23 protein-coding genes and 1 riboswitch are annotated in these 25,401 nt (G+C 39.9%); of the genes, 3 read left to right on the top strand and 20 right to left on the bottom strand.

Annotated features, from left to right (window positions below; genetic code table 11):
* Positions 1 to 54 precede the first annotated feature (54 nt).
* On the bottom strand, positions 55 to 1,449 hold the full coding sequence (locus E6139_RS03645; protein WP_316401699.1) for an ATP-dependent DNA helicase RecQ: 1,395 nt from the start codon (positions 1,447 to 1,449) through the stop codon (positions 55 to 57).
* A complete protein-coding gene (locus E6139_RS03650) occupies positions 1,440 to 2,426 on the bottom strand; it encodes a helix-turn-helix domain-containing protein (RefSeq protein WP_316401700.1) in 987 nt (328 codons plus the stop codon). The genes E6139_RS03645 and E6139_RS03650 overlap by 10 nt, the downstream gene beginning before the upstream one ends.
* Positions 2,427 to 2,454: 28 nt before the next feature.
* Between E6139_RS03650 and E6139_RS03655 the strand changes: the two genes are divergently transcribed.
* On the top strand, positions 2,455 to 2,667 hold the full coding sequence (locus E6139_RS03655) for a ferredoxin (protein ID WP_316401701.1): 213 nt from the start codon (positions 2,455 to 2,457) through the stop codon (positions 2,665 to 2,667).
* Between the two features lie 104 nt (positions 2,668 to 2,771).
* Here E6139_RS03655 and E6139_RS03660 read toward each other — a convergent pair whose 3' ends face one another.
* From E6139_RS03660 to E6139_RS03715, 12 genes are all read right to left on the bottom strand, one after another.
* Entirely contained in the window at positions 2,772 to 3,365 is a 594-nt protein-coding gene (locus E6139_RS03660; protein WP_316401702.1) for an ECF transporter S component, read from the bottom strand.
* A 121-nt stretch (positions 3,366 to 3,486) separates the two neighbouring features.
* Positions 3,487 to 3,605, bottom strand: a riboswitch (FMN riboswitch).
* A gap of 68 nt (positions 3,606 to 3,673) precedes the next feature.
* A complete protein-coding gene (locus E6139_RS03665; protein WP_316401703.1) occupies positions 3,674 to 4,390 on the bottom strand; it encodes a pseudouridine synthase in 717 nt (238 codons plus the stop codon).
* Entirely contained in the window at positions 4,391 to 4,972 is a 582-nt protein-coding gene (gene scpB, locus E6139_RS03670; protein ID WP_316401704.1) for an SMC-Scp complex subunit ScpB, read from the bottom strand.
* A gap of 164 nt (positions 4,973 to 5,136) precedes the next feature.
* Positions 5,137 to 5,889 carry a segregation/condensation protein A gene (locus E6139_RS03675; RefSeq protein WP_316401705.1) on the bottom strand — a complete coding sequence of 251 codons (753 nt, stop codon included), beginning with the start codon at positions 5,887 to 5,889 and terminating at the stop codon, positions 5,137 to 5,139.
* Position 5,890: 1 nt separating this feature from the next.
* Positions 5,891 to 6,256, bottom strand: a complete 366-nt coding sequence (locus E6139_RS03680) for a GNAT family N-acetyltransferase (protein WP_316401706.1) — start codon at positions 6,254 to 6,256, stop codon at positions 5,891 to 5,893.
* A 14-nt stretch (positions 6,257 to 6,270) separates the two neighbouring features.
* Entirely contained in the window at positions 6,271 to 7,161 is an 891-nt protein-coding gene (xerD, locus tag E6139_RS03685; RefSeq protein ID WP_316401707.1) for a site-specific tyrosine recombinase XerD, read from the bottom strand.
* Between the two features lie 113 nt (positions 7,162 to 7,274).
* Positions 7,275 to 7,730, bottom strand: coding sequence for a Fur family transcriptional regulator (locus tag E6139_RS03690; RefSeq protein WP_316401708.1), 456 nt, complete (start codon positions 7,728 to 7,730; stop codon positions 7,275 to 7,277).
* Positions 7,731 to 7,843: 113 nt separating this feature from the next.
* Complete coding sequence (locus tag E6139_RS03695) at positions 7,844 to 8,701, bottom strand: S1 RNA-binding domain-containing protein (protein WP_316401709.1); 858 nt, start codon at positions 8,699 to 8,701, stop codon at positions 7,844 to 7,846.
* Between the two features lie 155 nt (positions 8,702 to 8,856).
* Positions 8,857 to 10,635, bottom strand: a complete 1,779-nt coding sequence (locus E6139_RS03700; RefSeq protein ID WP_316401710.1) for a cell division site-positioning protein MapZ family protein — start codon at positions 10,633 to 10,635, stop codon at positions 8,857 to 8,859.
* Between the two features lie 190 nt (positions 10,636 to 10,825).
* Positions 10,826 to 11,935 (bottom strand): RNA polymerase sigma factor RpoD, encoded by a 1,110-nt coding sequence (gene rpoD / locus E6139_RS03705; RefSeq protein ID WP_316401711.1) that lies wholly within the window; start codon positions 11,933 to 11,935, stop codon positions 10,826 to 10,828.
* Between the two features lie 22 nt (positions 11,936 to 11,957).
* Positions 11,958 to 13,778: a DNA primase gene (gene dnaG / locus E6139_RS03710; RefSeq protein ID WP_316401712.1), complete on the bottom strand. Its 1,821-nt coding sequence runs from the start codon at positions 13,776 to 13,778 to the stop codon at positions 11,958 to 11,960.
* Between the two features lie 150 nt (positions 13,779 to 13,928).
* Positions 13,929 to 14,564, bottom strand: a complete 636-nt coding sequence (locus tag E6139_RS03715) for a lysozyme family protein (protein ID WP_316401713.1) — start codon at positions 14,562 to 14,564, stop codon at positions 13,929 to 13,931.
* Between the two features lie 184 nt (positions 14,565 to 14,748).
* Between E6139_RS03715 and E6139_RS03720 the strand changes: the two genes are divergently transcribed.
* On the top strand, positions 14,749 to 15,471 hold the full coding sequence (locus E6139_RS03720) for an alpha/beta hydrolase (protein WP_316401714.1): 723 nt from the start codon (positions 14,749 to 14,751) through the stop codon (positions 15,469 to 15,471).
* 4 nt (positions 15,472 to 15,475) lie between these two features.
* The gene (mprF, locus tag E6139_RS03725) at positions 15,476 to 18,055 is read left to right on the top strand and encodes a bifunctional lysylphosphatidylglycerol flippase/synthetase MprF (protein ID WP_316401715.1); all 2,580 of its coding nucleotides are present in this window, start codon (positions 15,476 to 15,478) and stop codon (positions 18,053 to 18,055) included.
* 102 nt (positions 18,056 to 18,157) lie between these two features.
* On the opposite strand, the gene E6139_RS03730 is transcribed toward mprF, so the two are convergent.
* The 6 genes from E6139_RS03730 to hemW all read right to left on the bottom strand — a co-directional run bounded on the left by E6139_RS03730 (position 18,158) and on the right by hemW (position 25,328).
* Positions 18,158 to 19,147, bottom strand: coding sequence for a plasmid pRiA4b ORF-3 family protein (locus tag E6139_RS03730; protein ID WP_316401716.1), 990 nt, complete (start codon positions 19,145 to 19,147; stop codon positions 18,158 to 18,160).
* Between the two features lie 89 nt (positions 19,148 to 19,236).
* A complete protein-coding gene (gene dnaJ, locus E6139_RS03735; RefSeq protein WP_316401717.1) occupies positions 19,237 to 20,397 on the bottom strand; it encodes a molecular chaperone DnaJ in 1,161 nt (386 codons plus the stop codon).
* A 149-nt stretch (positions 20,398 to 20,546) separates the two neighbouring features.
* On the bottom strand, positions 20,547 to 22,376 hold the full coding sequence (gene dnaK / locus E6139_RS03740; protein ID WP_316401718.1) for a molecular chaperone DnaK: 1,830 nt from the start codon (positions 22,374 to 22,376) through the stop codon (positions 20,547 to 20,549).
* 50 nt (positions 22,377 to 22,426) lie between these two features.
* Positions 22,427 to 22,984: a nucleotide exchange factor GrpE gene (gene grpE / locus E6139_RS03745; protein WP_316401719.1), complete on the bottom strand. Its 558-nt coding sequence runs from the start codon at positions 22,982 to 22,984 to the stop codon at positions 22,427 to 22,429.
* Between the two features lie 33 nt (positions 22,985 to 23,017).
* Positions 23,018 to 24,058, bottom strand: coding sequence for a heat-inducible transcriptional repressor HrcA (gene hrcA, locus E6139_RS03750; RefSeq protein WP_316401720.1), 1,041 nt, complete (start codon positions 24,056 to 24,058; stop codon positions 23,018 to 23,020).
* Positions 24,059 to 24,179: 121 nt separating this feature from the next.
* Entirely contained in the window at positions 24,180 to 25,328 is a 1,149-nt protein-coding gene (hemW, locus tag E6139_RS03755; RefSeq protein ID WP_316401721.1) for a radical SAM family heme chaperone HemW, read from the bottom strand.
* Between the last annotated feature and the right edge of the window lie 73 nt (positions 25,329 to 25,401).

Genomic DNA, 25,401 nt, shown 5'->3' on the forward strand with positions numbered 1-25,401 from the left:
TAAATGCTATCGCCATGTATTATACCATAGCTCTTGAAAATGTGGCGTCAATTTTCAATCTTTCTCATCATTTTTAAAAATTTTTTGAACAATTTTTACCCATGAAAGTTGCTCTTCTGCCAGTGACCGTTCTTCTGCTGTTACTTTTAATAAGGCCCCATCATTGTCGCAGCAATTCTGATTTTTCTCAGGTAACATTTCGCCAAAATAAGCAATTAAGAATTCGCGACGGCATTCGCTAGTAGAAATATAGTCCAACATTTTTTTCAGTTGAATCTTTTTGGTTTTTCCACGCTGGCTTAATAAATCCATCAAGCGGGAACTATCATCAGGAAAAAACTGTTCCCATTTTTTTATCAATGGATCTTCAAAAACCAAATCACTCATTTTTTGTTTTATCTCAAATAATTTTTTTGATTGATCGGTTTGTTCCTGAAGAAAATGGTGAATATGTTCATCTCCTTCTTCGTATAGCAAAATTGCTTGGCTCGGTTGACCATCTCTCCCAGCCCGACCAACTTCTTGTAAATAATTCTCTGGTGAATCAGGCAGGTCATAATGGATGACAAAACGAATATTTCCTTTATTGATGCCCATACCAAATGCATTCGTCGCAATCAAAATCCTTAAATCGTTTGTTAGAAATTGTTGTTGGAGCATTCGACGTTCTTGTCCACTAAGTCCGCCATGATAATAAGCGATTGCCTGTTGGTGTTTAAACATTTGATACAATTCTTCGACTTTCTTTCTGGTAGCACAGTAAATAATCCCTGAACCTTCCAAAGTTTCAACTAAATTCCTTAATTTTTCCTGCTTGTTCTCTTGATAAACAAAATAACTGATATTCGGACGATCAACAGAATAGATGTACTCATCTGCAGGTTGTTCTTTAAATAGTAGACGCTGAATATCTCTTCGAACCTCTGGTGTGGCTGTTGCTGTTAGCGCTAATACTAAACGAGTACCAATAAATCTAATACCGTCAGCTAGTTTTAAATACTCAGGGCGAAAATCAATTCCCCATTGTGAAATACAATGAGCTTCATCCACTACGATCAAGGCTAGTTTTGCAGATTTTAGCGCTTTTTGAACATCAACACTCAAAAACATTTCCGGACTCATGAAAATAAATTTATATTGATGAATTTCACTTAAAATCCATTGCTTTTCCCAAGATGAGAGTAGGCTGTTTAGTGCTACGGCTCGTTTTTCTCCAAGTCGCTGCAACTGAGTCACTTGGTCCTCCATTAAAGAAATCAATGGTGAAATAATGATTACTGTACCTTCTATTAGATAGCCTGGAAATTGGTAACATAATGATTTTCCAGTTCCTGTCGGCAGCATCCCTAAAGCCGATCTTCCAGCTAGAATTGTTTCGATAATCTCCTGCTGTCCAGGTCTGAACTGATCATGATGAAATTTTTCCTTTAATATTTTTTTCAATTCCATGTATATTTCCTTAAATGATAGATTTGGGACAAACGAAAACTTAAATACGGTATGTCATATTCTTGATAGCGCTGATCGATTACTTGTTCAATACTCAGGTGGCTGAAATCAACCAGTTGGAATCGCTCAAAGGGAAAGGTCTCTTCCATTAATGCCCATTCAATAAAGTGATCGTTGATCGTTCCCTGCTTCAAGTGTCTTAGTCGTAAAATTTCGGATTCTGACTTCCCTGCTAAGAAGAATTCTCTTGTTTTTAACATGCTTTTATTGAGATTTTGTTGATCCAATGTGGAGATCAATCTTGCTAATTCTCCCTCTTTAACTTGTGCTAAAAAAAGATCGATCGCATGTTGACGATAAAGTTGATTCCACGGTTCCTCTTGATATTTCATTGGCAATAATTGAAAAGCGGTCTTTCCTTGAAACCCATAACCCGAAAATTGATTAGCTAAAAAATCAGATTCTCCAGCTGGTAGCTGTTGAAAAATCGCAAATAATTCATGCTGAAAGCGTTCAACCAAGTGGGGTTTTGACCCCGCGAGCCATTTTTTCAGTTGCTGTAAATAGAAAGGACGCTGTTCAATGGGCAGATATTCTTTCTCACCATAGGATAGATAACTGAGAACTTGCACAGCAAAAAGAATTAACTGCCAAGAATCTTCTCTCATTCGACCATAACGCAAATTATCTAAACCAACCAGATCAAAGTTTTTCTCAGATAATTGTTCGCTGCCTAGTTGCGTCATTCTACCAAAACCCTCATTGGTGGTAATCCATTCAGCAGCAATCAAGTTCTGAATTTCTCTTTGGAAAGTTGCTTCCTTTAAGTTCGGTAGTGAACCTAAATAAATCAGATTCCTATAAAAAAAACCGTGTAGTAGAACAGAGCTCGTTCTCTTCCCGACTAACAAATGATACAAAGTCGAGGTTCTTATCTTGTAGCCTGTCTGAAATAACGTTAGAATAAAAAAAGTCATAGTAAAATCTCCTGTGGAAGGTGAAAAAATGAAGTGCGAAATCATTCCTGAGCGTTGTATCGCTTGCGGCCTATGCCAGACGATCGCTCCAGAAATATTTGATTATACTGATGATGGCCTAGTTCTTTTTGTAGGCGAGCCTGAAGCCACTCATGAGTTTATCCCTGTAAGCCAACAAGCAGCGGTCATTCAGTCGGCCAAACGTTGTCCGTCTCACGCCATCTTATATCAGAATTCATAATACCATATTTTAAAAAAAGTTCGTGAAAACGACCCATTTTCATCAAAAAAATCTCAGACACCATGATGGTCATCCACCACAGTTGTCTGAGATTATTTGTTTATTTACACCGAATGATGCTGAGAGGTCATTGTTTTTTTCGATAACCAAGGAAGCAGTTTTGCATGCAACACAAGGAAAACTGCACTGACCACCACACCTTTAAGAATATTGAATGGAACAATTCCAACGAGGATATAGCGTCCCATGCTCATCCCCAGCATTTGTCCGGCTGAAAGACCAAAAGCCTTCAAGTAAAGTGGCGTGATAACAAAGTAATTTGCCACACTCATAAAAATCGTCATTGCTAAAATACCTAACCCCAACCCTAAAACGCGTTTTGAGGCCGTTCTTTTTCTAAACATTAGAAAAATCGGTACCGTATATAAGGTTGAAGCGAAGAAACTGGCAAAATCTCCAATCAGGTTATCAATTGAAAAACCAGTCATCGTCAAATGCAGCAATGATCGAATGAAAGCTGTCGCAACTCCTGCTAATGGTCCAAAGATGAACATATTAATCAAAACTGGAATATCGCTAAAATCCAACTTTAGAAAAGGGAACATCGGGAGAATAGGAAAAGCGATAAATTGTAAAATTAGTCCCATCGCTGCTGCCACCGCTACTGCTGTCATTTTTTGTAATCGTAAGTTCTTCATGTGAAATCCTCCGTTTCGGAATCATCTTCATCGAACTATTTGAGCCAGACTTCGACGCAAAAAAACTCTATGCTTCAGAAAAAAGCATAGAGTTACTTGAATACAATCTCACTCAAATAAGCTCTATCTTCTTTATCCAGACTGTACTGTCGGTATCGGAATCTCACCGATTCGGCTGCTTACGCAGTTCGCGGACTATCACCGCCGGTCGGGATTTTCACCCTGCCCCTGAAGACGAACCTTAATTTATTTTTATTGTGTAATTACTATACCAAGTTTACTATCAAAAAACAAGTAAATGATTTTATCTATTTAGACTGGTTTAGCAGTGTATTAATTTCCTTCGTATTCAAACGACGATATTCTCCTGGACGCAGCCCCTGAAGAGTCAAATCGCCATACCGTTCTCTTTTTAACTTTTGAACAGGAAGACCGACTGCTGCCAGCATATTTTTCACCTGATGATTCCGGCCTTCATGGATTGTCAACTCGACAATACTTGTTTCCGCCTTTTTATCTGCCGAAAGAATTTCAAACCGAGCAGGTGCTGTCTTCTTTCCTTCGATACGAATTCCCTTAGTCAATGGCAAAAGGATTCTTTTTTCGGCATAGCCCTTGACCTTTGCTACATAAACTTTATCTATTTGGTGTTTTGGATGGGCTAACCGTTGTGAAAAATCGCCATCATTTGTTAATAGTAAAATACCTGACGTATCATAATCCAAGCGACCTACGGGATAAATTCTTTCTGGAACAGCAGCAAAATAATCGGTTACGACCTTCCGATTTTTGTCATCACTAACGGCGGAGATCACTCCACGAGGCTTGTAAAACAAATAATAGACTGGCTCCTCTTGATAGATTGGCACACCGTCAACTTCAACGATATCCTTTTTGCCGACTTTCGTTCCTAGTTCTTTGACGACTTCGCCATTCACTTTAACCCGACCGCCAGTAATAAACTCTTCAGCCTTGCGGCGCGAAGCAATCCCTGCGTGGGCAATAACCTTTTGTAGTCTCTCCATTTATAGTCCATCCTCTTCTTTAAAACGATCATAAAACAAATCTAACGGTTCTTCTTCATCTGCCAGATCAGCTTCCATTTTCTGTACATCTGGAAGTTCTTCCATATCTTTTAGCCCAAAATAGTCCATAAAATAGTCGCTTGTCCCATACAAAATTGCCCGACCTGGTCCATCTACACGACCTTTTTCTTCAATCAATTGCCTAGCAACCAAAGTTTGAACTGCTCCACTAGACTGCACTCCCCGCAATTCATCAATTTCTGAACGAGTCACTGGCTGTTTATAGGCAATTATAGAAAGGGTTTCAAGCGCAGCCTGACTTAAGCGATTAGCCATAGGCGAACGGGCGAACTCCTTCAGCAAAGGAGCAAACTCTTTTTTTGTACTCAAAACAAAGTGATTGCCGACTTCTAATAGAGTCAAAGCCGAAGCTTCATTCGTCTCATAGGATTCCTTCAGATCGATAATATTTTGATAGATCTCAGGCATTGGGCGCTTCAATGTAAATGCCAATTCTTCAAGGCTGATTCCTTCCTCTCCGACCACAAACAGCATCGCTTCGATTTGACTTAATTGGTTCATATAACTGCTCCTTTTTTATTATAATGGGATTATTTCCCATTTTATGAAGAATAAAATTTTCGATTAACCTGTCTATCAACCTACTAAGAGTTTCGATTAGCGAAAAGTCTTTTCTTTATTATATAGAAGGAAAAAATCTAACTAATGAACAAATTTCTATTGGTTTAAGGATTGGACTGGCATCCTTTATAAATCAAAATTGGTGCGTAGGTCTCCTCTTGAGTTGCCAAAGCCTGCCCCTTTTTCATTAGTTCCAGTAAGGCCATAAAGGTCGTAATCATTTCATCCTTTGTATATTGCACAAAAAAAGACTCCAATGATAAGCCTTCATCCCCGGATAACTCTGCCAAACGTTTACCGATTTCAGTCACCTTCTGATCGACTGTGATCGATTCACTAGTGACCGTGGTCTCAATGGGTTGATTTTTCTTTTTGCGCTGTAAAACATCATGTAATGCCAAAAAAAGGTCAATCGTATTCAATTGGTTTTTTGGCAGCGGCAGGATTTCCTCTTCGTAATCCGATAGATCCATTGGAGCCTTCGTATAGAACAGGCTTCTTTCCTGCTCCTTTTCTGATAGGATTGATGCTGCGTATTTATATTTGCGATATTCCAATAGCTGTTGAACTAACGCTTCACGGGGATCTTCACCTTCTTCGTCATCGTAGTCAAACTCCAATTCTGGTTTTGGCAGCAGCATCTGACTTTTGATTGACATCAATGTCGCTGCCATGACCAAATATTCTCCCGCCACTTCCAATTCCAGTGTTTTCATGGCATGGATAAAATTCATATATTGTTCAGTAACTTCTGCGATTGGTATATCATAAATATCAATCTCTAACTGTTGGATCAGATGAAGTAATAAATCCAACGGTCCTTCAAAAACATCTAACTTTAAACTAATTGTCTCCATTTTATCCTCGCTTATGTTCCTGCCATTTTGCTAAAAAGGCCGATGTGGCGGGGGTTCCGATAATTTTTTGATCAGGATATTTTGCTTGCAGCTCAGCCATCATTTTGAGGCTCACGCCTTCTCCACGATAAGAAGGGTTCAAACTGATGTCATGTAAGACAATCTCCTGATCCTCTAACTGGCTGACGCCAATAACTCCTTGAACATTATCAGAGTGTTCATCGTAATAACAATAGAGTTGAAAACGGTCATCATCTTCATATGTATCGATCTCTTTTAATAAATGTTGATGGTCTTTTAAGCTTTCATGAAAACTTAAAAGTCCCATTGCGATTTTCCGTTGATTTTTTCGGTATTGAGTAAGCATTCTTTCTCCTCCTGTTAAGCGCGTGGAAAAAATTCTTTATAGACTTCGGTCATTCTCCTCTTAGTAATATGAGTATAAATTTGGGTAGTGGAGATATCAGCATGACCTAAAAGTTCTTGGACTGTTCGCAAATCCGCTCCATTTTCTAGTAAATGAGTTGCAAAACTATGCCTTAATGTATGAGGTGTAACATCTTTCATGATTTCAGCTTTGATCACATATTGCTTCAAGTTCTTCCAAATGCCTTGACGGCTCATTCCGTGACCGTGATTGTTAACGAATAGATGTATTTCATTGGGAGTTTTCTTTGTTAATAAGGGACGGACTTCCGCTAAATAACGTTCTAGCCAATGAATCGCATAATCTCCAAGCGGGACAATTCGTTCTTTTTCGCCTTTACCTACAGTTTGCAGTAATCCCATCTCTAGATGTATATCACCTAGCTTCAGTCCAATCAGTTCACTAACTCGCAAACCAGTGGCATACATCACTTCCAGAATCGCGCGGTCGCGAATCCCTAAATCGGTCGTCGTGTCTGGAGCCGCGATCAAGCGCTCGACCTCTGCCAGAGAAAGTGTCTGAGGTAGCTTTTGCGCTTTCTTTGGACTGTCGATGTGCTGCATCGGATCGTGATCGGTATAACGTTCTTGACGTAAAAATTGATGAAAACGACGTAAGCTGGAAATCATTCGCGTAATCGTAGTAGATGCTTTGCCTGACTCTGTCAGACTTGTCAAAAAGGCCACAACTGTATAGCGATCGACTGCTTGCCATTCCTTCACACCCTGTTCAGTCAAAAAAGACAAATATTGCTGCAAGTCTCGTTGATAGCTGATACGTGTATTTTCAGAAAGCCCACGTTCGATCGATAAGTAATGCAAGTATTCCGTGATTTGTTCATCCATGTTCTCACCACTTTCGCTTTATCATAACAAAAAGTCCCTTGAAATGATAGCACGTATCTTTGCAAGGGACTATATAAATTAATTATAACTTAATCCAATTTCAGCTAGAAGCCTTACGCTTCCTTTTTTTCCTGACAACTCTGGCAAATACCGTGGAAGGTCAAACGATGATCCTTCACTATAAAATGATACCGAGATTCTACTACATGTTCCACTTCGCCTAAGAGGTCCTCTTCGATCTCTTCGATATTACCGCATTCAAGACAAAGCAGATGGTGATGGAAATGTTCCGCACCTTCTTTACGAAGATCATAACGTGCTAAACCATCATCAAAACTGATTTTATTAACGATATGCAGTTCTGTCAAAATTTCCAATGTGCGATAAACAGTTGCTAAGCCAATCTCAGGACTTTTCTTCTTCACTAAAAAGTAGATTTCCTCGGCTGATAAATGATCTTTTTCATTTTCCAATAAAACGAGAACGGTTGCTTCACGCTGAGGTGTCAACTTGAATCCAGAATCATGAAGTTGCTTCTTGGTTTTTTGTAAGGCTAAGATTGCGTTCAAGAGAACCCTCCCTCTTCTATTTTAGAATAATTATAAATAAGCAAGGAACTTGATGTTGCTTTTCTTAGAATTATTATAGTTTATCACCATTATTTATGCAAGGACATTCTCAATTAGCCTTTTAAACGAATTTGACCTGCACTTTGTTCGATCAATTTTTCCTTTAATAAATGACCAATCGCCCGCTTGAACTGTCCTTTACTGATACCGAACGCATCTTTGATTTCTTCAGGTGCTGATTTATCCCAGTATGGAAGTGTATGATCGGTACTTCTTTGCAGCATCGTTAAGATCATCGCCGCATCATCATTAATCATTTCATAGCTGCGCGGTTTTAAGGACATATTTAACACGCCATCTGGTCGAGCTCCGATGACCCGAGCTTCAACTACCTCACCCAAACGTGGTTCTTGATAACGTTCTGAAGGATGGATAAATCCGATATAAAAGTCCTCGGTGATCAAATAAGATCCAGCGACCTTTAGCCGATAAATTGTGCCTTTTTTATTTTCATTTTGCATTTCAGCATTACCGGCCCGACTCAATGAATGGAAGATCGCTTCATCCGCTAATACTCCCCACATACGATCCTTTTCATCAACCCGCATACTGATCATTAAACGATCACCTTTTTTAGGCCATAATTCTTTCATGGTCGGCATTTCATCTAAGGAGACGACCATGTCTTTGTCAGACAGACCGATATTTACAAACACACCCAAATCTCTGCGGACATCGGTTACTTCACCAAAAGCATAGTGTCCAATCCGAACTTGTGGAATCATCGTTGTGAAAATGGCATCTTTGCTCTGATTAACATAACCGAACCCTTCAATCGATTCGCCGATTTCATGAGTGACCCCTTCCTCTTTCAACAATCGGAAAGTCACTCCGTTTTTTTGTACCAAGTACATCGTTTCATTTTCATCAATGATCAATCCAGTAAAAACTTGACCTAATAATTCATTCATAATTTTGCTCCTTAAATGTATTAATTTTTCTTCCAGAAAAATTCGTTCTATTTCTATGCTAAAAGGTAAAAAAACAGCAAAGAAGTCATTCATATTCTACCACAGCTCATGATTAGGGCTGGAAAGAAACTCTCTTCCCAGCCCTATTGTTTTATTTAGTTTGGCCCGTTTCCTTTGAACCAACCTGTTTTACAGTTAATAGTTACTAAGTACATCGGTAAATCAGAATCCTGATAGCCTTTGGTTAATGACGCACGATTTGAAGTAGCATACAAATTATAGTAGCCTTCACCATTTTCGATTTTCACTGGTTCAAGGCTATAGCCGCCTTCAACAATATAGCCTCGCGAAATACAGGTCTGAATCACTTTTTCCTTAACACCAGGCGCCCAAGCATAAGCATCGCTGCTAGTATCTCCAGCTTGACTTGTGTCTGATGAAGAATTTCTTTCTTGAGCTTCTTGAGCCGCTTTTTCTTGTTCAGCTTTTTCCTTGGCTGCCTTCTCAGCCGCGGCCTTCTCCTCAGCTGCTTTTTTCTCTTTATCCTTCAAGGTTTGATCAACCTTCGTCAAATCCTCTTTTTGCGTGTGAATTAATGCTTGATTCGCAACTGCTTTGACTGCATCATTCGCTTTATTATATTGTTCACGATTAACAGAATCGACCACACTGCCATCCTTTAGCAAAGCCCCCACTGCTTTTTTGGCAGCTTCAATTTTTGAGTATTGATCTTTTGCATTATTTACTGCCTGATTCATTAGTTCATCAAAATTATAATCACCTGTATCAATCGTGAGCTCCACAGGTTCAGCGGCTTTTAATAATGGTTTCTCAACCATTTTATCACCATTGATTACTGCATTTGTGAACAATTGATTTACAGATTGTTCCGCCTTCTGTTTAGCTGTCAGCTCATCGTACTCTTTTTTTAGTTCATCATAACGCTTATGAGACTTATATTTAGACAATTCTTCATCAATTTTCCCTGTGTTCAGATTTACCTTATCCGCAACAAGAAATTTGTGCTGGTCGTCAGTATAGTAACTGTCAATGCTATCCTCGATCGAATCAAGAGCTTTATTCTCTCTTTTTACGGTCGCGACCCGTTGAGCTTCAACTTCTTTTTCATGATGATAATAGTAACCGCCGCCCACACCTAGAACAGCAATCGCTGCTAATGTAATATAAATACGTTTACGACTTTTTCTTGGCCTCCCATCTGTATGACGAGGACCTTCTGGTGGGAAGGCTCCTCCATTGGAACCATTTGTCTCTTCCTGCGAAAAAGTTGTTTCGTCAGCCTCTTGTGTTTCAGAGTCAGCCGCCGTTTCTCCAGAGGACTCTGCCTCAACTGATTCCGTTGGGACTGCTGGATCCATTATGAGCGTTTCTTCTGATTCAGATTCCTCTTCAAAATCCACTTCACCGGAGTCTTCTTGTGGCTCAATTTCCGTTTCATTTACTGTTCCTTCAGGAGCTTGTTCGTCTGTTTCAACAACAGATGCTTCCTTTACTTCTGTCTTTTCAGCCGTTTCATCTTCATCAACAGAGCCCGCCTCGGCTGCTTTTTCTGAATCCTTTTCAATCTCTTCTTTATCTGTTTCATCTTGATTGTCTTTATGATCACGAATATACTGTGCTAAAATCGGATTCATTTCAGGGGTTTCTTCAACAATTTTTTTATTTTCTTCTTCCTTCATTTTTTCCTCATTTTCTTTGAACATCTCGCGCACAGATTCAATCGGCATATCCGCTAATTCTGACCATTCTATCGTATCGTTTTTATCATTGATGTCTTCGGTATTTTCAGGTTCTTTAGTATTATTTATCTCTTCAGTATTTTTTTGATCGTTCAACTGTAATGAAAAGCCACACTTCGGACAAGTCGTGCATCCTTCGACTGGTTCAAAACCACAGTTAGGGCATTTTTGCAATGAAATCGGCTCCTTTTTTCAATCTTATGCTTTAATCTATCATATGTTTATGGATGTTCCAAGCAGTTTTCGACTGAATTAACCAAAAATAATAAATTTCTCGAGTATTTTGAGCGACAAAATTCCAAGCAAATTCCCTGTCTTTTCCACGAAAAAGCTCCTCGAGAAATCCTCGAGGAGCACAATAATGCTATTCTAAAAAGTCTTTTAGTTGTTTAGAACGAGAAGGATGGCGTAATTTCCGCAAGGCCTTCGCTTCGATCTGACGAATCCGCTCACGAGTAACGCCGAATACACGACCAACTTCTTCTAATGTGCGGGTTCTGCCATCGTCTAAACCAAAACGTAGACGTAACACATTTTCCTCACGGTCAGTTAATGTATCCAGCACATCTTCTAACTGTTCCTTCAACATTTCTGAAGCTGCGTGTTCTGCTGGGCTTGTTGCCTCTTGGTCTTCGATGAAATCGCCTAGATGCGAATCATCTTCTTCACCAATCGGCGTTTCCAAAGAAACGGGTTCTTGTGCGATCTTCAAAATCTCACGAACTTTTTCAGTCGGCAAGTCCATTTCGGCTCCGATTTCTTCGGGAGTCGGTTCGCGTCCTAAATCTTGCAATAATTGACGTTGTACACGGATCAATTTGTTGATGGTTTCAACCATGTGAACCGGGATACGAATCGTCCGAGCTTGGTCAGCGATCGCACGGGTGATTGCTTGACGAATCCACCAAGTCGCATAAGTCGAGAATTTGAATCCTTTGCGGTAGTCAAATTTTTCAACAGCCTTCATTAGACCCATATTTCCTTCTTGAATCAAATCAAGGAATTGCATTCCCCGTCCAACATACCGTTTTGCGATACTTACAACTAAACGTAAATTAGCTTCTGCTAAACGTTGCTTGGCTTCTTGATCTCCTTGTTCAATCAATAAGGCAAGTTCAACCTCTTCTTCAGCGGTCAGCAACGACACGCGTCCGATTTCTTTTAAATACATACGAACTGGGTCATTGATTTTGACACCAGTTGGGGCCGATAAGTCTTCTTTTTGGGCTTCCTTCGCTGTTTTTTCATTTTGTTTCAAGCTAGCCTTAGAAGGTTCACCATTTTCGTCAACAACACTGATTCCAGCATCCTCAACTTTTTGGATCAATTGATCCATTGCCTCTGCACCTAATTCATAAGGAGTCGCTAAACGATTCGTTAGCTCATCATAAACCACCTGTCCCAATGGTTTCTTTTCCTTGATGAAGGCTGCTACAGCTTTTTCGTACTCTTTTTTATTTTTTACATCTGCCATAAAATAAATGCCCCTTTCACTTCTAGGCTTGTTTCAAGCGTTTCGTCAATTCGATAATTTGAACGGTCAATTCTAATTCCCGTTGCTGGTTTCCGCTTTTTCTGGCTTCAAGCTGCTCTTTTTGTCGTTTTTTTATTTCTTCAGCAATGCCAGATTGAGAAATCACCCGCATCAGATCATAGATTTCACGTTCATTACTATCCTCTGACATGGATATCATAGAGATGTCGATGGCTAACTGTTTCATCTCATTCTCTTTTAAATAGTTCAGGAAGTCTGCCAAAACAAAATTTCCATGAACCATCATATAACTATCTAAGTAAAGAAGCAATTCTTGGTACTGATCGTGAATAAACTGAAAGTCTGTTTGAACCAACTGTTCGCGAATCGAGCTTTCATTCATACTGCGATACAATAACATTCGCTCGGCTTTTTCTTCCTTGGTCAAGACTTTTTTGACAGTTTGAATCGGTGCCGGAGAAACCGGAGTTTGTTGCTGGCGTCGTTCGGTACGAATTGTCTGTCGAACCATTTGCAACTGCTGTTTTAAGCTTTCTCGAGTCAAATGAAATTCGTTCGCTAACTGCCCTAAATATAGATCTTGTTCAACCGGTGACTGAACCTTTGCCAAATCCTGCATGACAACTTCCAAATAATTCAAGCGATCCGACTCATTTTCAAGATTCAGACCTCTTTTGCGATAGTGCATCTTAAAAGCAAAGGGCGTCTGACGACCATGCTGCAATAAGTTTTGAAGCTCATTTACACCATACTTTCGCAAATATTCATCCGGATCAAGTTTCTCCGGAACACTCACCGTGGCAAGATTCAATCGACTATGTTCTCCTAAGATTGTAAGTGCTCGGTCTGTAGCTGCCTGCCCAGGATCATCACCATCATAAGCAATCACAACTTGACCAGTCACCCGCTCAATCGCTGAAATCTGTTGTTCGGTTAAGCTGGTTCCCATCGAGGCTAATCCAATTTTGATGTCAGCCTGCCAAGCAGCCAGAACATCCATGAACCCCTCAAAAAGAATCGCTTCGCCATGCTTACGAATCTCATTACGCGCCTTGTCAAAATTGAACAAGACTTGCCGTTTGTTGAATAGCTCTGTTTCTGGTGAGTTTAGATACTTTGGCTGATCTTCGCCAGGGAAATCTTCTGTTTTAAGCAATCGTCCGGAAAATCCAATCGGTTTCCCACGAAAGTCATTCAAAGGAAACATTACGCGTTGATAAAAACGATCACTAAAGCTGCCATCATCCCGTCGGATAAATAACCCACTACGTTCCATTAAATCAGCGTTCACTTTATCCTGTTGAGCCACTTGAACCAAAAATTCTCGCTGACTAGGCGCAAAACCAATCTTAAACTCAGTGATCAGCTCATCGCTTAATCCACGATCATGAAGGTACTCTAAGGCCGCTTCGCCCACCTTCGTGTTCATCAATAAGTGATGATACAAATCACGAGTACGCTCATGCAATGCAATCAATTGCTGCTGCCCTGTTGACGTTTGATTGACAGGTTCGGTAGAGATTTCGATATCTAAAGGAATTTGTTCAATGTCGGCAACTTTTTTTACTGCTTCAGGAAAACTAATTCCTTCTAGTTCCTGCAAAAAGGTATAAACATTGCCTCCCTTGCCGCAACCAAAACAGTGAAATATCTGCTTGTCTTCAGCAACCGAAAATGACGGAGTTTTCTCCTCGTGAAATGGACATAGCCCCAAATAATTTTTGCCGGATTTTTTTAATTGGACATACTGTCCGATCACCTCGACGATATTTGTTTTTTCACGAACCTCATCAATGACCTGTTGGGGAATTCTTTGCACCAAAAACCTCACCCCAATTCCCAAAAAAATATGATAACAGCCGTAAAAAATCGCCCCAATTCTTCTTTCGAACAGCGCGATTTTTTTAGACAAACTTATACGTCTATCATTTTAGCATATTTCTTTATTATTACAAGCTTTCCGCTCATTATTTTAACTATTTTGAAACGTTTGAAAGAATGTGATAAAGCGTTTATTCATTTGCACGATTTCAGCATAAAACATGTTTCCGCCGTTTTGGTATAAGTAACCCCCATTATACAACAATGACTGCAATTGCATGTAACGATACGTGTGTTGCTGATCATTCCCATAACCTGGAGAAAGTACATCGCGAGAATACTCTTCAGCTAATTCAACGCTGTTTTTACCGCCATGATCATGAACATACTGAATATATTTTGTTCCGTAGTTATAAGCTTGGATTGCTGTATTGAGGTCGCACCCAGCTGCTTTTGCTTGTTTATAGCTATCGGAGAAATGCTTGACCCCATTTTCAATACTTTCTTGCTGACTGCTGATTTTTCCTCGGCTGCCATAAGCACTTTCCGAGCTTTGCATCAGATCAGTTCCCCGACCTTTAGATTCAGTATACATGATACCTAGAATTATATCTGTATATTCTCCCACCCCAGCTTGATCTGCCAAGATTTGCACCTCGCTGCGATAACTGTTTACTGTCTTTGTATTTTTATAGGTTCGAACTGCAAAAATCCCGCCAACTACAAGAGCCACCAGAATAATCAGTGTAATAATTACTTTTAATAGTTTCCCGATTATTTTCAACATAAAATTTGCCCAACCATCTTCTTTTTTTCTTTTTCAATACTACAAGAAGCAGCCAACCTTTTAAAAGCAAAAATAAATACTTTTATATTTAATTAATCATTCTAAAGATTTCATTTCCTACAATAATTAAATTGATGTGCAAGATTCAAAAAAATCGGTATACTTATCACTGGTAGGTGATGTTGTGAAAAATGAAAAAAAAGTTGCTCACATGCGTGATGGATCAGAAATTTATTATGAAAAATACGGCGAAGGTCCAGCGCTCTTTTTGCTCCACGGCAATGGCGGCAGTGGAAGATACTTTTCAAAGCAATTAAATAGTTTCAGCAAGCATTTTAACGTTTATGTCGTAGATAGTCGTGGCCATGGGCGTTCAACTAATACGCAAAAAGAGACAAGCTTTCAGCTGATGGCAGAAGACCTTGCCACGATCATGGCGCAAGAAAAAATCAGTTGCGCGGATCTTCTAGGATTTAGCGATGGCGCTAATTTAGCCATGGTTTTTGCTCGCATGTATCCCGATAAGGTCGATCATTTAATTCTGAACGCCGGCAACACTGTACCCAAAGGTGTTCGAACGATCCCTCATCTATTGAGCTATGTACAATACGCCATCGTTTGGGTAGGTGCGTTTATTGATACAGGAATGCGGAATTTCTTGCCAATTTTACGCTTACTCTTCCGTGACATCGGATTATCCACGGAGGATTTGAATCAGATTCAAGCCCCTACGCTAGTAATCGTAGGAAAACACGATTCAATCAAGACACAGCATTCAATGTACATCGCTCGTTCAATACCTAATGCAAGTTTTGCAATCGTTTCAGGGCAAGGTCATATGTTTGCACGCAGAAATCCAAAACGCTTCAATCAAGAAGTTCTGCAATTTCTAATCGAAGAGGAATGATTTGGTGGAAAAACTTATTGAATGGTTCAAAATACATTTAAGAAAATTCAAAACGATCTTTTTAATCTCTGTGATTATCATTGTTCTATTTGAATTATCAAATATTGCAAAAACGATTTCCTTTAATCAGCTATCAACGATTTTTGGTAAAATCAGTCCCTTGAACATATTACTGATGGCGTTAATCGGACTGGTTTCGGTCACACCGATGATCGGCTATGACTTCACATTGAATAATATCTTAGAGCAAAAGCCAAAAAAACTTTACATTTTCGAAACAAGTTGGCTGGTTAATACTCTAAACAATATTGCTGGTTTTGGCGGTTTCGTCAGCGCAGGCTTGCGCTCTGAATTTTATGGCAAGCAAACCTCCGGAAAAAAAGTGGTTCAAGCCTTATCAAAAATTCTAGTCTTTACCATGTCCGGCTTATCTATCTATGCCTTGATATCTTTCTTTTTGGTGATGTTTGACGATCATAATCAATACTTGCGCCAATATTGGATTTGGCTGATCGGCGGCGGATTATATTTTCCGATTATCTTCTGTCTAAGTATTTTTGGTAAAGGTGAGTATCTGGGGGATCTGAAAAGTTCTCATCGTCTTGAATTGATCGGAACCTCATTTCTTGAATGGACCGGTGTTTTAGTAAGCTTTATTTCTACTGGTCTTTTGATGGGAATTCACATCAACATCCGTGATGTTGTTCCGTTATTTATTGCTGCAACAGTGATCGGGATCGCTTCGATGATCCCTGGAGAACTCGGCAGTTTTGACTTGATGATGATCATTGGCTTGTCTGCGCTAGGCACACCGCGAGAAACTGTCATCGCATGGCTTTTACTGTTCCGTCTCTTTTATTATCTGATCCCCTTTGCTATCGGATTGATTCTCTTCTTCAAAAATATTGGTACTACGATCAATACGCGCTACAAAGGGATTCCAGTTAGTCTGTTAAAAGAGTTAGCTCATAAATTTGAAAGCTTTTTGTTATATTTTACTGGGATCATGCTGGTGTTATCAGCGACAATACCTGAAGCATTCATCCGAATACCCTTATTACAGCGATTAAATCCGATCCACTCGCGAGTGATTGTGGTCTTTCCTGCCATTTTACTGGGATTTCTGTTGATCGTTTCAGGTCGAGGAATTTCTGCTCGAGTGAGGAGAGCCTATATCCCTACGATTATTATTGTGACATTAACATTTTTGTATTCTTTACTGGCGGGTTTTCGAATTTCAACGGGTTTTTTCCTAGCATTATTATTGCTGTTTGTTATTTTTTCAAAAAACGAATTGTTTAGAGAGCAGCTCGTTTATTCGGCCGAATGGATAACGATTGATGCGATCATCATGGGCGGCCTAACCATTTTGTATATTATTATTGGTGTTTATAACAGCCCAAAAATCCATCATCGTCACCATCTGCCAGAATTCTTCTTATTTCCCAGCGAAAAGATCTGGATCGTCGGTTTTGTTGCAATTTTAATTGTCACCTTTATCATTTTGCTGCTATTACGCTTTTTGAAGAACAAACGGATACAAGTCGGCGAAGCATTAGATGAGGCTCGAGTTCAGCATATTTTGGAGACTTATGGAGGAAATCCTGACAGCCAACTTGTTTTTCTGAAAGATAAAAAAGTCTTTTATTATAATAATGGCGAAGAAGATACTGTCTTCTTCCAGTTATCGACCTTCAACAATAAAATTTTAATCATGGGAGATCCTTCCGGTCAGAAAAGTGATTTTGAGGCTGCCACAGAGGCTTTAATCAATGAAGTGGATCGCTATAATTATTTGCCGGTCTTTTATGAAAATAGCGAAGAGATGGTCATGATTCTTCATGAGTTCGGTTACGATTTCATCAAGTTTGGTGAACGTGCACATGTCCACTTGCCAGACTTTACCATGAGTGGCAAGAAAATGAAGGGGCAGCGTGCCAGCTTCAACAAGGTACTTAAGGAAGGCTACCAGTTCGATGTTCTCAAGCCTCCATTTTCAAATGAAACAATGGCTGCCTTGAGAGAAATTTCTGATGAATGGCTTAATGGCCGTAAGGAAAAAGGATTCTCTCTTGGTTTCTTCTCGGAGGACTATCTTCAGCGGGCACCGATTGCCGTGATAAAAAACAGTAATGATGAGATTGTGGCTTTCGCAAATTTTATGCCAACCTATACTGAAAACATTGGAACAATCGACTTGATGCGTCACAGTCCAGAAAAAGCACCCAGTGGCACGATGGATTTTCTTTTTATCAATCTATTCCAATACATGCGTGACGTAATGGGGATCGAGTATTTCGATCTTGGCATGGCGCCCTTAGCTAACGTTGGAACTTCACGGAAAAGTTTTACGCAAGAACGAATTGCCTATTTGGTCTATAATTTCGGCTCGCGTTTTTACTCATTTGGAGGATTAAAAGAATATAAAGATAAATATGCCAACGAATGGCTCCCTGAATACGTGCTATATTCTCGTGACAGTTGGATTGGTTTTGTCATGATTGCTCTGCTGATTACTGATAACGCCCCTGTTCAAGGTGAAAAAAAGTATCGCGGATTCAAACGATTTATCTTTAGAGATTAGCAGCTTCTTTACTTGAAGCTGCTTTTTGTTTATCTTTCAAAAAAATAAGCTGGAATAAAAATATCCCAGACTTATACTTCATAATTATCTTCTCTAAGCAATTTAAAACTCTTCTTGCTCCAGCTGCTCATTCATCGTTATCAAATCAAGTGATTGCCAGATTTCATTCCCTCGCGAATCTTCAACCGGTGTATCTCCTTTAGCTTTTACACAAACAGCATGTCGAAACTCTGCTTCATTATCAGTAATGACCTTTTCAACAGCGATTAGATGTTGCCAGTCGCAACCAAAGTCATATATATAGTTAATTTTTGCTCCCGCATAGAAATCTTCAGCAATAAATCGCTGTTTCTCAGCATATTGCGACATTTCTAGGTCATTGGGGCCAATCATCTTGGTACGATCTATAAAGAAAGCGTGAAGGTGACTATTCTCCCAATCAAAGACAATTTGTAAAATACGATGAAGATGTTCGTAAGTTATACCTGCTGGAATCTTTAGACGGCGCCAAATTGGTGGTCTGTATCCTTTCAAATCCACGCGAACAATATATCCTGTAACGTTTTCCTGCTCCTTCTTCTGTTCTGGAAATATCAAGATATTGTCAGGAAGTTTTTTTCTTGGTGACTCCTCTAAATCATAATGCTCAACATTATACGGATCTTCAACTTCAAAATTCCCCTCACGCCATTCATCCATGATCGCCAACTTAGTTTTGGACCAGTAATTCGGATTGCTCATCCGAGTTAAAAAAGCTGTTTTGTTCAGATAGATAAAATAATGCATCTCTTTGCAATCTTCTTCAGTAATTATTTTCTCATGGTACAACGCGCTGTATAAATCGAGAAGAATTTGATACGCGTAAAAACTCTCATCGATGAATAGGGGCATGTGCTTAGGCATGTGGTGGACCAACGCCTCTTTCACCACTTGCTTATCTAAAAGCTTACTGCCCAATTTTCCTTTATCAACAAAACTTAAAAAGAATTCAACGGTGCGAATAAGGCCATCAGGTTCAGCGAGTCCGCCAGCAATAAAATAATGCATCATGTCTCTGGTCATACGATCAAGTAACTTGTCTAACTTATCCATAGGAACCTCCTTCAACACGTATTCTCTTCTTACCAATAGTAAAAGAAAAAAGAGGTTCAATCAATACTCAATTGATTGAACCTCTAATATTATTTCTTTCCGCCAAAGGCATCCTTCATCTTACCAAAGAAACCTTCTTCTTTTTGTTCACTTACCGTTTGTCCACCAGCTTCAGCAAATGCCCGCAACGCTTCACGCTGTTTGTCGTTCAGATTCTTCGGTGTAATGATTTTCACCGTTACCTGTTGATCACCATTTGTGTTCCCACGTAATCTAGGCGCACCTTTGCCGCGAAGTCTGAACTTAGCACCTGTTTGCGTTCCAGCAGGGACCTTTAATTTCACATCGCCATGAACAGTCGGAACATTGATTTCATCACCTAACGCTGCCTGAACGAAGCTTAACGGCAAGGTGTAATAAATTTCTGCCCCATCGCGATCAAAGATATCACTTTGTTTCACCTTGAAGACCACATAAAGATCGCCATAAGGTCCGCCATTGATTCCCGCTTCACCTTGATCGGCTAATCGCATTTGTTGACCATCCTCAACACCAGCAGGTACTTTTACCTTAACTGTATGAGGACGTTTTTCATGACCTGAACCATGACATGTTGGACAAGGTTCTTTAATTTCTTTCCCTGTTCCATGACACACATCACAGGTTTGACGACTCATCACACGTCCAAGCGGTGTTTGATGTTCCACATTGATCGAGCCAGAGCCATGACACTTGTGACAAACCTCTGGTTGCGTGCCAGGTTTCGCACCATTTCCGTTACACGTATGGCAAGTTTCTTCACGGTTGTACTTAATATCTTTTTCCACACCAAAAATAGCTTCTTCAAATTCCAAGTTGATCGAATATTGCAGATCTGAACCTTGTCTAGGTGCTTTAGGGTCTGCTTGACGCGTACCACCGCCACCGAAGAAAGATTCAAAGATATCTTCGAATCCAAAGCCGCCTGCTCCGCCAAATCCACCAGCGCCACCGAAGCCGCCCGCTCCGCCAGCACCAAAGTTTGGATCGGTCCCTGCATGTCCATATTGGTCATAAGCAGCACGTTTTTGCGGATCGCTTAAAATTTCATATGCTTCAGAAATTTCTTTGAACTTTTCTTCCGCATCGGCTTCTTTATTGATATCCGGATGGTATTGCTTGGAAAGCTTGCGGTATGCCTTTTTGATTTCATCATCCGAAGCACCCTTTTGTACCCCAAGGACTTCGTAATAATCACGTTTTGTAGCCATTGGCTTCCCTCCATAATTCATAGAATCGTTAGTATTGTATCACAATTCAAATTCGATACGATACTTTTCTTAGATTTTTTCTAAAGGAATCACCAATCTTGAAAGAAAAAAGGCCAAAGCGATGACTTTGGCCTTTCGTAACGAATCAATTATTTGTCGTCATCGTTAACTTCTTCAAAATCAGCATCCACGACATCATCCGCGCCGCCTTGAGCTGCGTTTGGATCAGCCTCTGCTTGTTGTTGTGCTGCTTGTTCGTAAAGTTTAACCGTTAAGTTTTGTACGATTTCGTTCAATGCATCACGTTTTTCTTTCATTTGATCGATATCATTGGCTTCAACCGCTGCTTTTAATTCATCACGAGCGTCTTCAGCTTTCTTCACTTCATCCGCGTCAACTTTGCCTTCTAATTCTTTCAATGTTTTATCAACTGAGAATAGTAAAGCATCAACGTCGTTGCGTAGATCAACTTCTTCTTTACGCGCTTTGTCGGCATCCGCATTTGCTTCAGCGTCTTTCACCATACGTTCGATTTCATCGTCTGATAAACCTGATGAAGATTTGATCGTGATTTTTTGTTCTTTTTGAGTTCCTAGATCTTTTGCAGAAACATTTACGATACCATTTTTATCGATATCAAATGTTACTTCGATTTGAGGGATTCCACGTGGTGCAGCTGGAATATCTGTTAATTGGAAACGACCTAATGTTTTGTTATCAGCAGCCATCGGACGTTCACCTTGTAATACATGGATGTCTACAGCAGGTTGATTGTCAGCAGCTGTTGAGAATACTTGCGATTTACTTGTTGGGATCGTTGTATTGCGATCGATCAATTTAGTAAACACGCCGCCCATTGTTTCGATACCTAATGATAATGGTGTTACGTCTAGTAATACGACATCTTTCACGTCACCAGTAATAACCCCACCTTGAATTGCAGCACCCATCGCTACTACTTCATCCGGGTTAACAGATTTGTTAGGTTCTTTGCCAGTCTCTTTACGTACAGCTTCAACAACTGCAGGAATACGTGTAGAACCGCCGACTAAAATTACTTCGTCTACATCTGATTGAGACAAGCCAGCATCCTTCAATGCTTGACGAACAGGTGCTTTCGTACGTTCAACTAGATCAGCAGTGATTTCATCAAATTTCGCACGAGACAATGTTGTTTCTAAGTGTAATGGACCAGCATCGCCAGCTGTGATAAACGGCAAGCTGATTTGTGTTGAGCTGACACCTGATAAATCTTTTTTCGCTTTTTCAGCAGCGTCTTTCAAACGTTGCATAGCCATTTTGTCTTTAGATAAATCAATACCGTTTGCTTGTTTGAAGTCAGCAACTAAGTAATCGATGATCTTGTTATCAAAGTCATCCCCACCTAGTTTGTTGTCACCAGCAGTAGATAATACGTCGAATACGCCATCCCCTAATTCAAGGATCGATACGTCAAAAGTACCACCGCCAAGGTCAAATACTAAGATTTTTTCATCTTTATCTGTTTTATCTAAACCGTAAGCTAATGCTGCGGCAGTCGGTTCGTTGACGATACGTTCAACTTCCAAACCAGCGATTTTACCAGCATCTTTCGTTGCTTGACGTTGTGAATCATTGAAGTAAGCAGGTACAGTGATAACGGCTTTCTCAACTTTTTCACCCAAATAATCTTCAGCAAAACCTTTGATGTATTGTAACACCATTGCTGAGATTTCTTGCGGTGTATAATTTTTGCCGTCTGCTTCCACTTTAAAACCAGCTTCACCCATGTGACGTTTGATAGATGAAATCGTATGAGGGTTCGTAACTGCTTGACGTTTCGCTACTTCACCGACTTGGATTTCGCCGTTTTTAAATGACACAACAGAAGGTGTCGTACGATTCCCCTCTGGGTTCGTAATGATTTTAGCTTCTCCGCCTTCTAAGACAGCGACTGCTGAGTTTGTTGTACCTAAGTCAATACCGATAATTTTACTCATAGTTGAAAATCTCCTTTTCCATTATATGTTTAAATTTTTAGTAGAATACATTATTGAGCTACGATCACCATTGCTGGACGCAACACGCGATCATGCAGCTGATACCCTTTTTGTAAGACATTTACTACCGTCTCCGGCTTCACTCCATCCTCTGCAGGAACAGTTTGAACTGCTTGGTGCAGATTCGGATCGAAGGTCTCACCATCAGCTTTGATTTCTGTGATGCCTTCTTCTTTTAATGCAACAGTTAAACTTTCAAGAACCATCTCTACCCCTTTTTTAAGGCTGGCTCCTTGATCGTCAGTAACTTCCGTTGCTAGGGCTCTTTCTAAATTATCAATCGCTGGTAATAATTTCTTACCAAGATCTTGTGAACGATAGCGAATTAATTGTTCTCGTTCATTTTTGTTGCGGTTAGACATATTTGCGATTTCAGCACGAGCTCGCAAGAATTTATCTTCCATTTCATTGAACTTGCCAGTCAACTCCTCAACTTCGGAAACTTCTGGAATATCAATGCCTTCCGCTTCTTTTTCAGTCGAATCATTTTCCGTCGTCTCAACTTCTTCTAATTCTTCTTCAACTTCTCGCTTCTTTTCTTTTGCCACTGCGCGTACTTCCTTTCTTTTTAGGAATCGTTCCTAGTGATACAAATCCAGAGAACGGTAATAATCGTCCAATGCATTTGTCAACTCGTATCGGAAAACTTCCAATAACCCAAAGATTTTTGAATACGGCATCGACGTTGGACCTAATAATGCGATCGTCCCACGACCATGTCCACGTATTTCATAATTTGCCTGGATCATGCTTAAATGGTCGAACAAGTCATTTTCCATCTCAGTTCCGATTCGAACGTGAATATTGTTGTCAGAAGGCAACAATAATTGCGTCAATTCATCTGAATTCTGCATCAAAGAATACATTGATTTCACATGATTGAGGTCCTGATCGGGATTGAAATTCAAGATATTCATTCGTCCACTTACAAACACTTTGTCCTCAAAGGCATCATTCAAAATCACATCAAACAAGTGGCTGATTCCCTCAGTCGTTTGGAAATAGCGATGTAAGATCATTGGAATTTCAGTCCTCAGTTTTTGGTAAACGCTCACCAAAGGCTGACCGACTAAACGATCATTGATAATTTGGACCATTTTCTCCAAGTCTTGACTGGCAACATTCTCCGGTATTCGAAAAACTTGACTCTCGACATTTCCCTTATCTGTGACAATAATCGCCAATATTTGCCGATCATTCAACGGAACGATTCGAAAACCAGTCAATGTCCGGTCTTTCATTTCGGGGCCGAGCGAAAACGCCGTGTAGCTGGTAACTTGCGAAAGTATCTTGGCAGACTGTTGAATGATATCATCGATCTCATGAATATCTTTTTTCAAGGATCTGCGAATTTGATCTACTTCTTGATTACTCACCTTAGCTGGCGTCAATAGATGATCCACATAATAACGATAGCCTAAAGCTGAAGGAATCCGTCCTGATGAAGAGTGAGTTTTCTCCAACATGCCCAATTCTTCTAATGCCTTCATGTCATTGCGGATAGTTGCGGAACTTGCTTTTACGCCTTCTTCCATCAAACTTTTTGACCCGACCGGTTGACCCGTGTTGGTAAAGTCTTGGATGATCAAGCTGAGAATCAGTTTTTGTCTTTCAGTTAACATTCTTCTCATCCTTTAGTTAGCACTCTTTCTTTTTAAGTGCTAACTCGATTATTAATATACCACATCCGCTATAGAAGTCAAGCAAAAAAAATAAAAAATTAGCACTCTCACAACGAGAGTGCTAATTGTCTTTATTCAACAGAAATTTTTCAAAAACATCGTTTCCTCGAAATAAGCCTTCTTTTGTTAGAAAAACTCTTGAATCTGTCTCTACCAGTAGTTTTTGCCGTTTTAATTTTTCCACCGCATCACCATAAATTTCCATGATGGTTTGACCAAAACGAGCTTCAAAAACCGATTTTTCAACACCTAAAATTTTTCTTAAGCCTAAGAACATCTCTTCTTCAATCTGTTCCTTTTGAGTTAAGTATTCCTCTTCGAGTATTGGCAATTGATCGTCATTCAATGACTTCAGATAATGCTGGATCGGTCCGCGATTTTTGTAGCGCCGATCTCCAAGATAACCACTGGCTCCTGCTCCAAGTCCAAAATAATTTTGATTATTCCAGTAAACTAGATTGTGTTGACTTTCAAAACCAGGTTTTGCAAAATTACTGATCTCGTATTGCTTACGTCCTGCTTTTTCCATCGCTTCAATCGTCTCAGCGTACATCTGTGCCTCTAGTTCTTGCTCCGGCAGCTGCATCTTCCCTCGCCGTACCCAATTCATGAACATCGTTTGATTCTCTAAAATCAAAGAATACAACGCATAATGAGGTAAATCGAGCGCTAATGCTCGTTCAACCGTGTCTCGAAAGCTTTCTAAACTTTGACCTGGCAACGCATAAATCAAATCAATCGTTACATTAGAAAAATTTTTCTCTTCTAATAAACGAATCGTATCATACACATCCTGCGCGGTGTGCTTACGCCCGATTTTTTTCAACAGCCGATCATCAAAAGTTTGGACGCCCATTGATAAACGATTCACACCATAATTTTTCATCACATCCAATTTATCTGCAGACAAATCACCAGGATTCGCCTCTACTGTAAATTCCCCCTTATTGTACGGAAGAATTTCTCGCAACCCGCTTAGCAGACGATCCAATTGTTCGGCATTTAATGATGTCGGCGTACCACCGCCGACATAAAGTGTTTCCATTTTATTCACCGGATTCTGTATCAACGATAAGCGCGCCTCTTTCAACAACGCTTCAATATATTCATCTACAGGCTGCTCTTCAAGAAAAACTTTATTGAAGTCGCAGTAGTAACAGATATGTTCACAGAATGGAATGTGGACATAAGCCGAAGTAGATTTTGTCATCTTATTCCTCTTTTCAAGTAGTAGTAACAGACGTATTCTAACACAAATCACGTCAACAAGAGTCTACACCACA

Origin of the sequence: Enterococcus sp. (genome assembly GCF_032555305.1) — a bacterium.
Taxonomy (GTDB): Bacteria; Bacillota; Bacilli; order Lactobacillales; family Enterococcaceae; genus Enterococcus_A.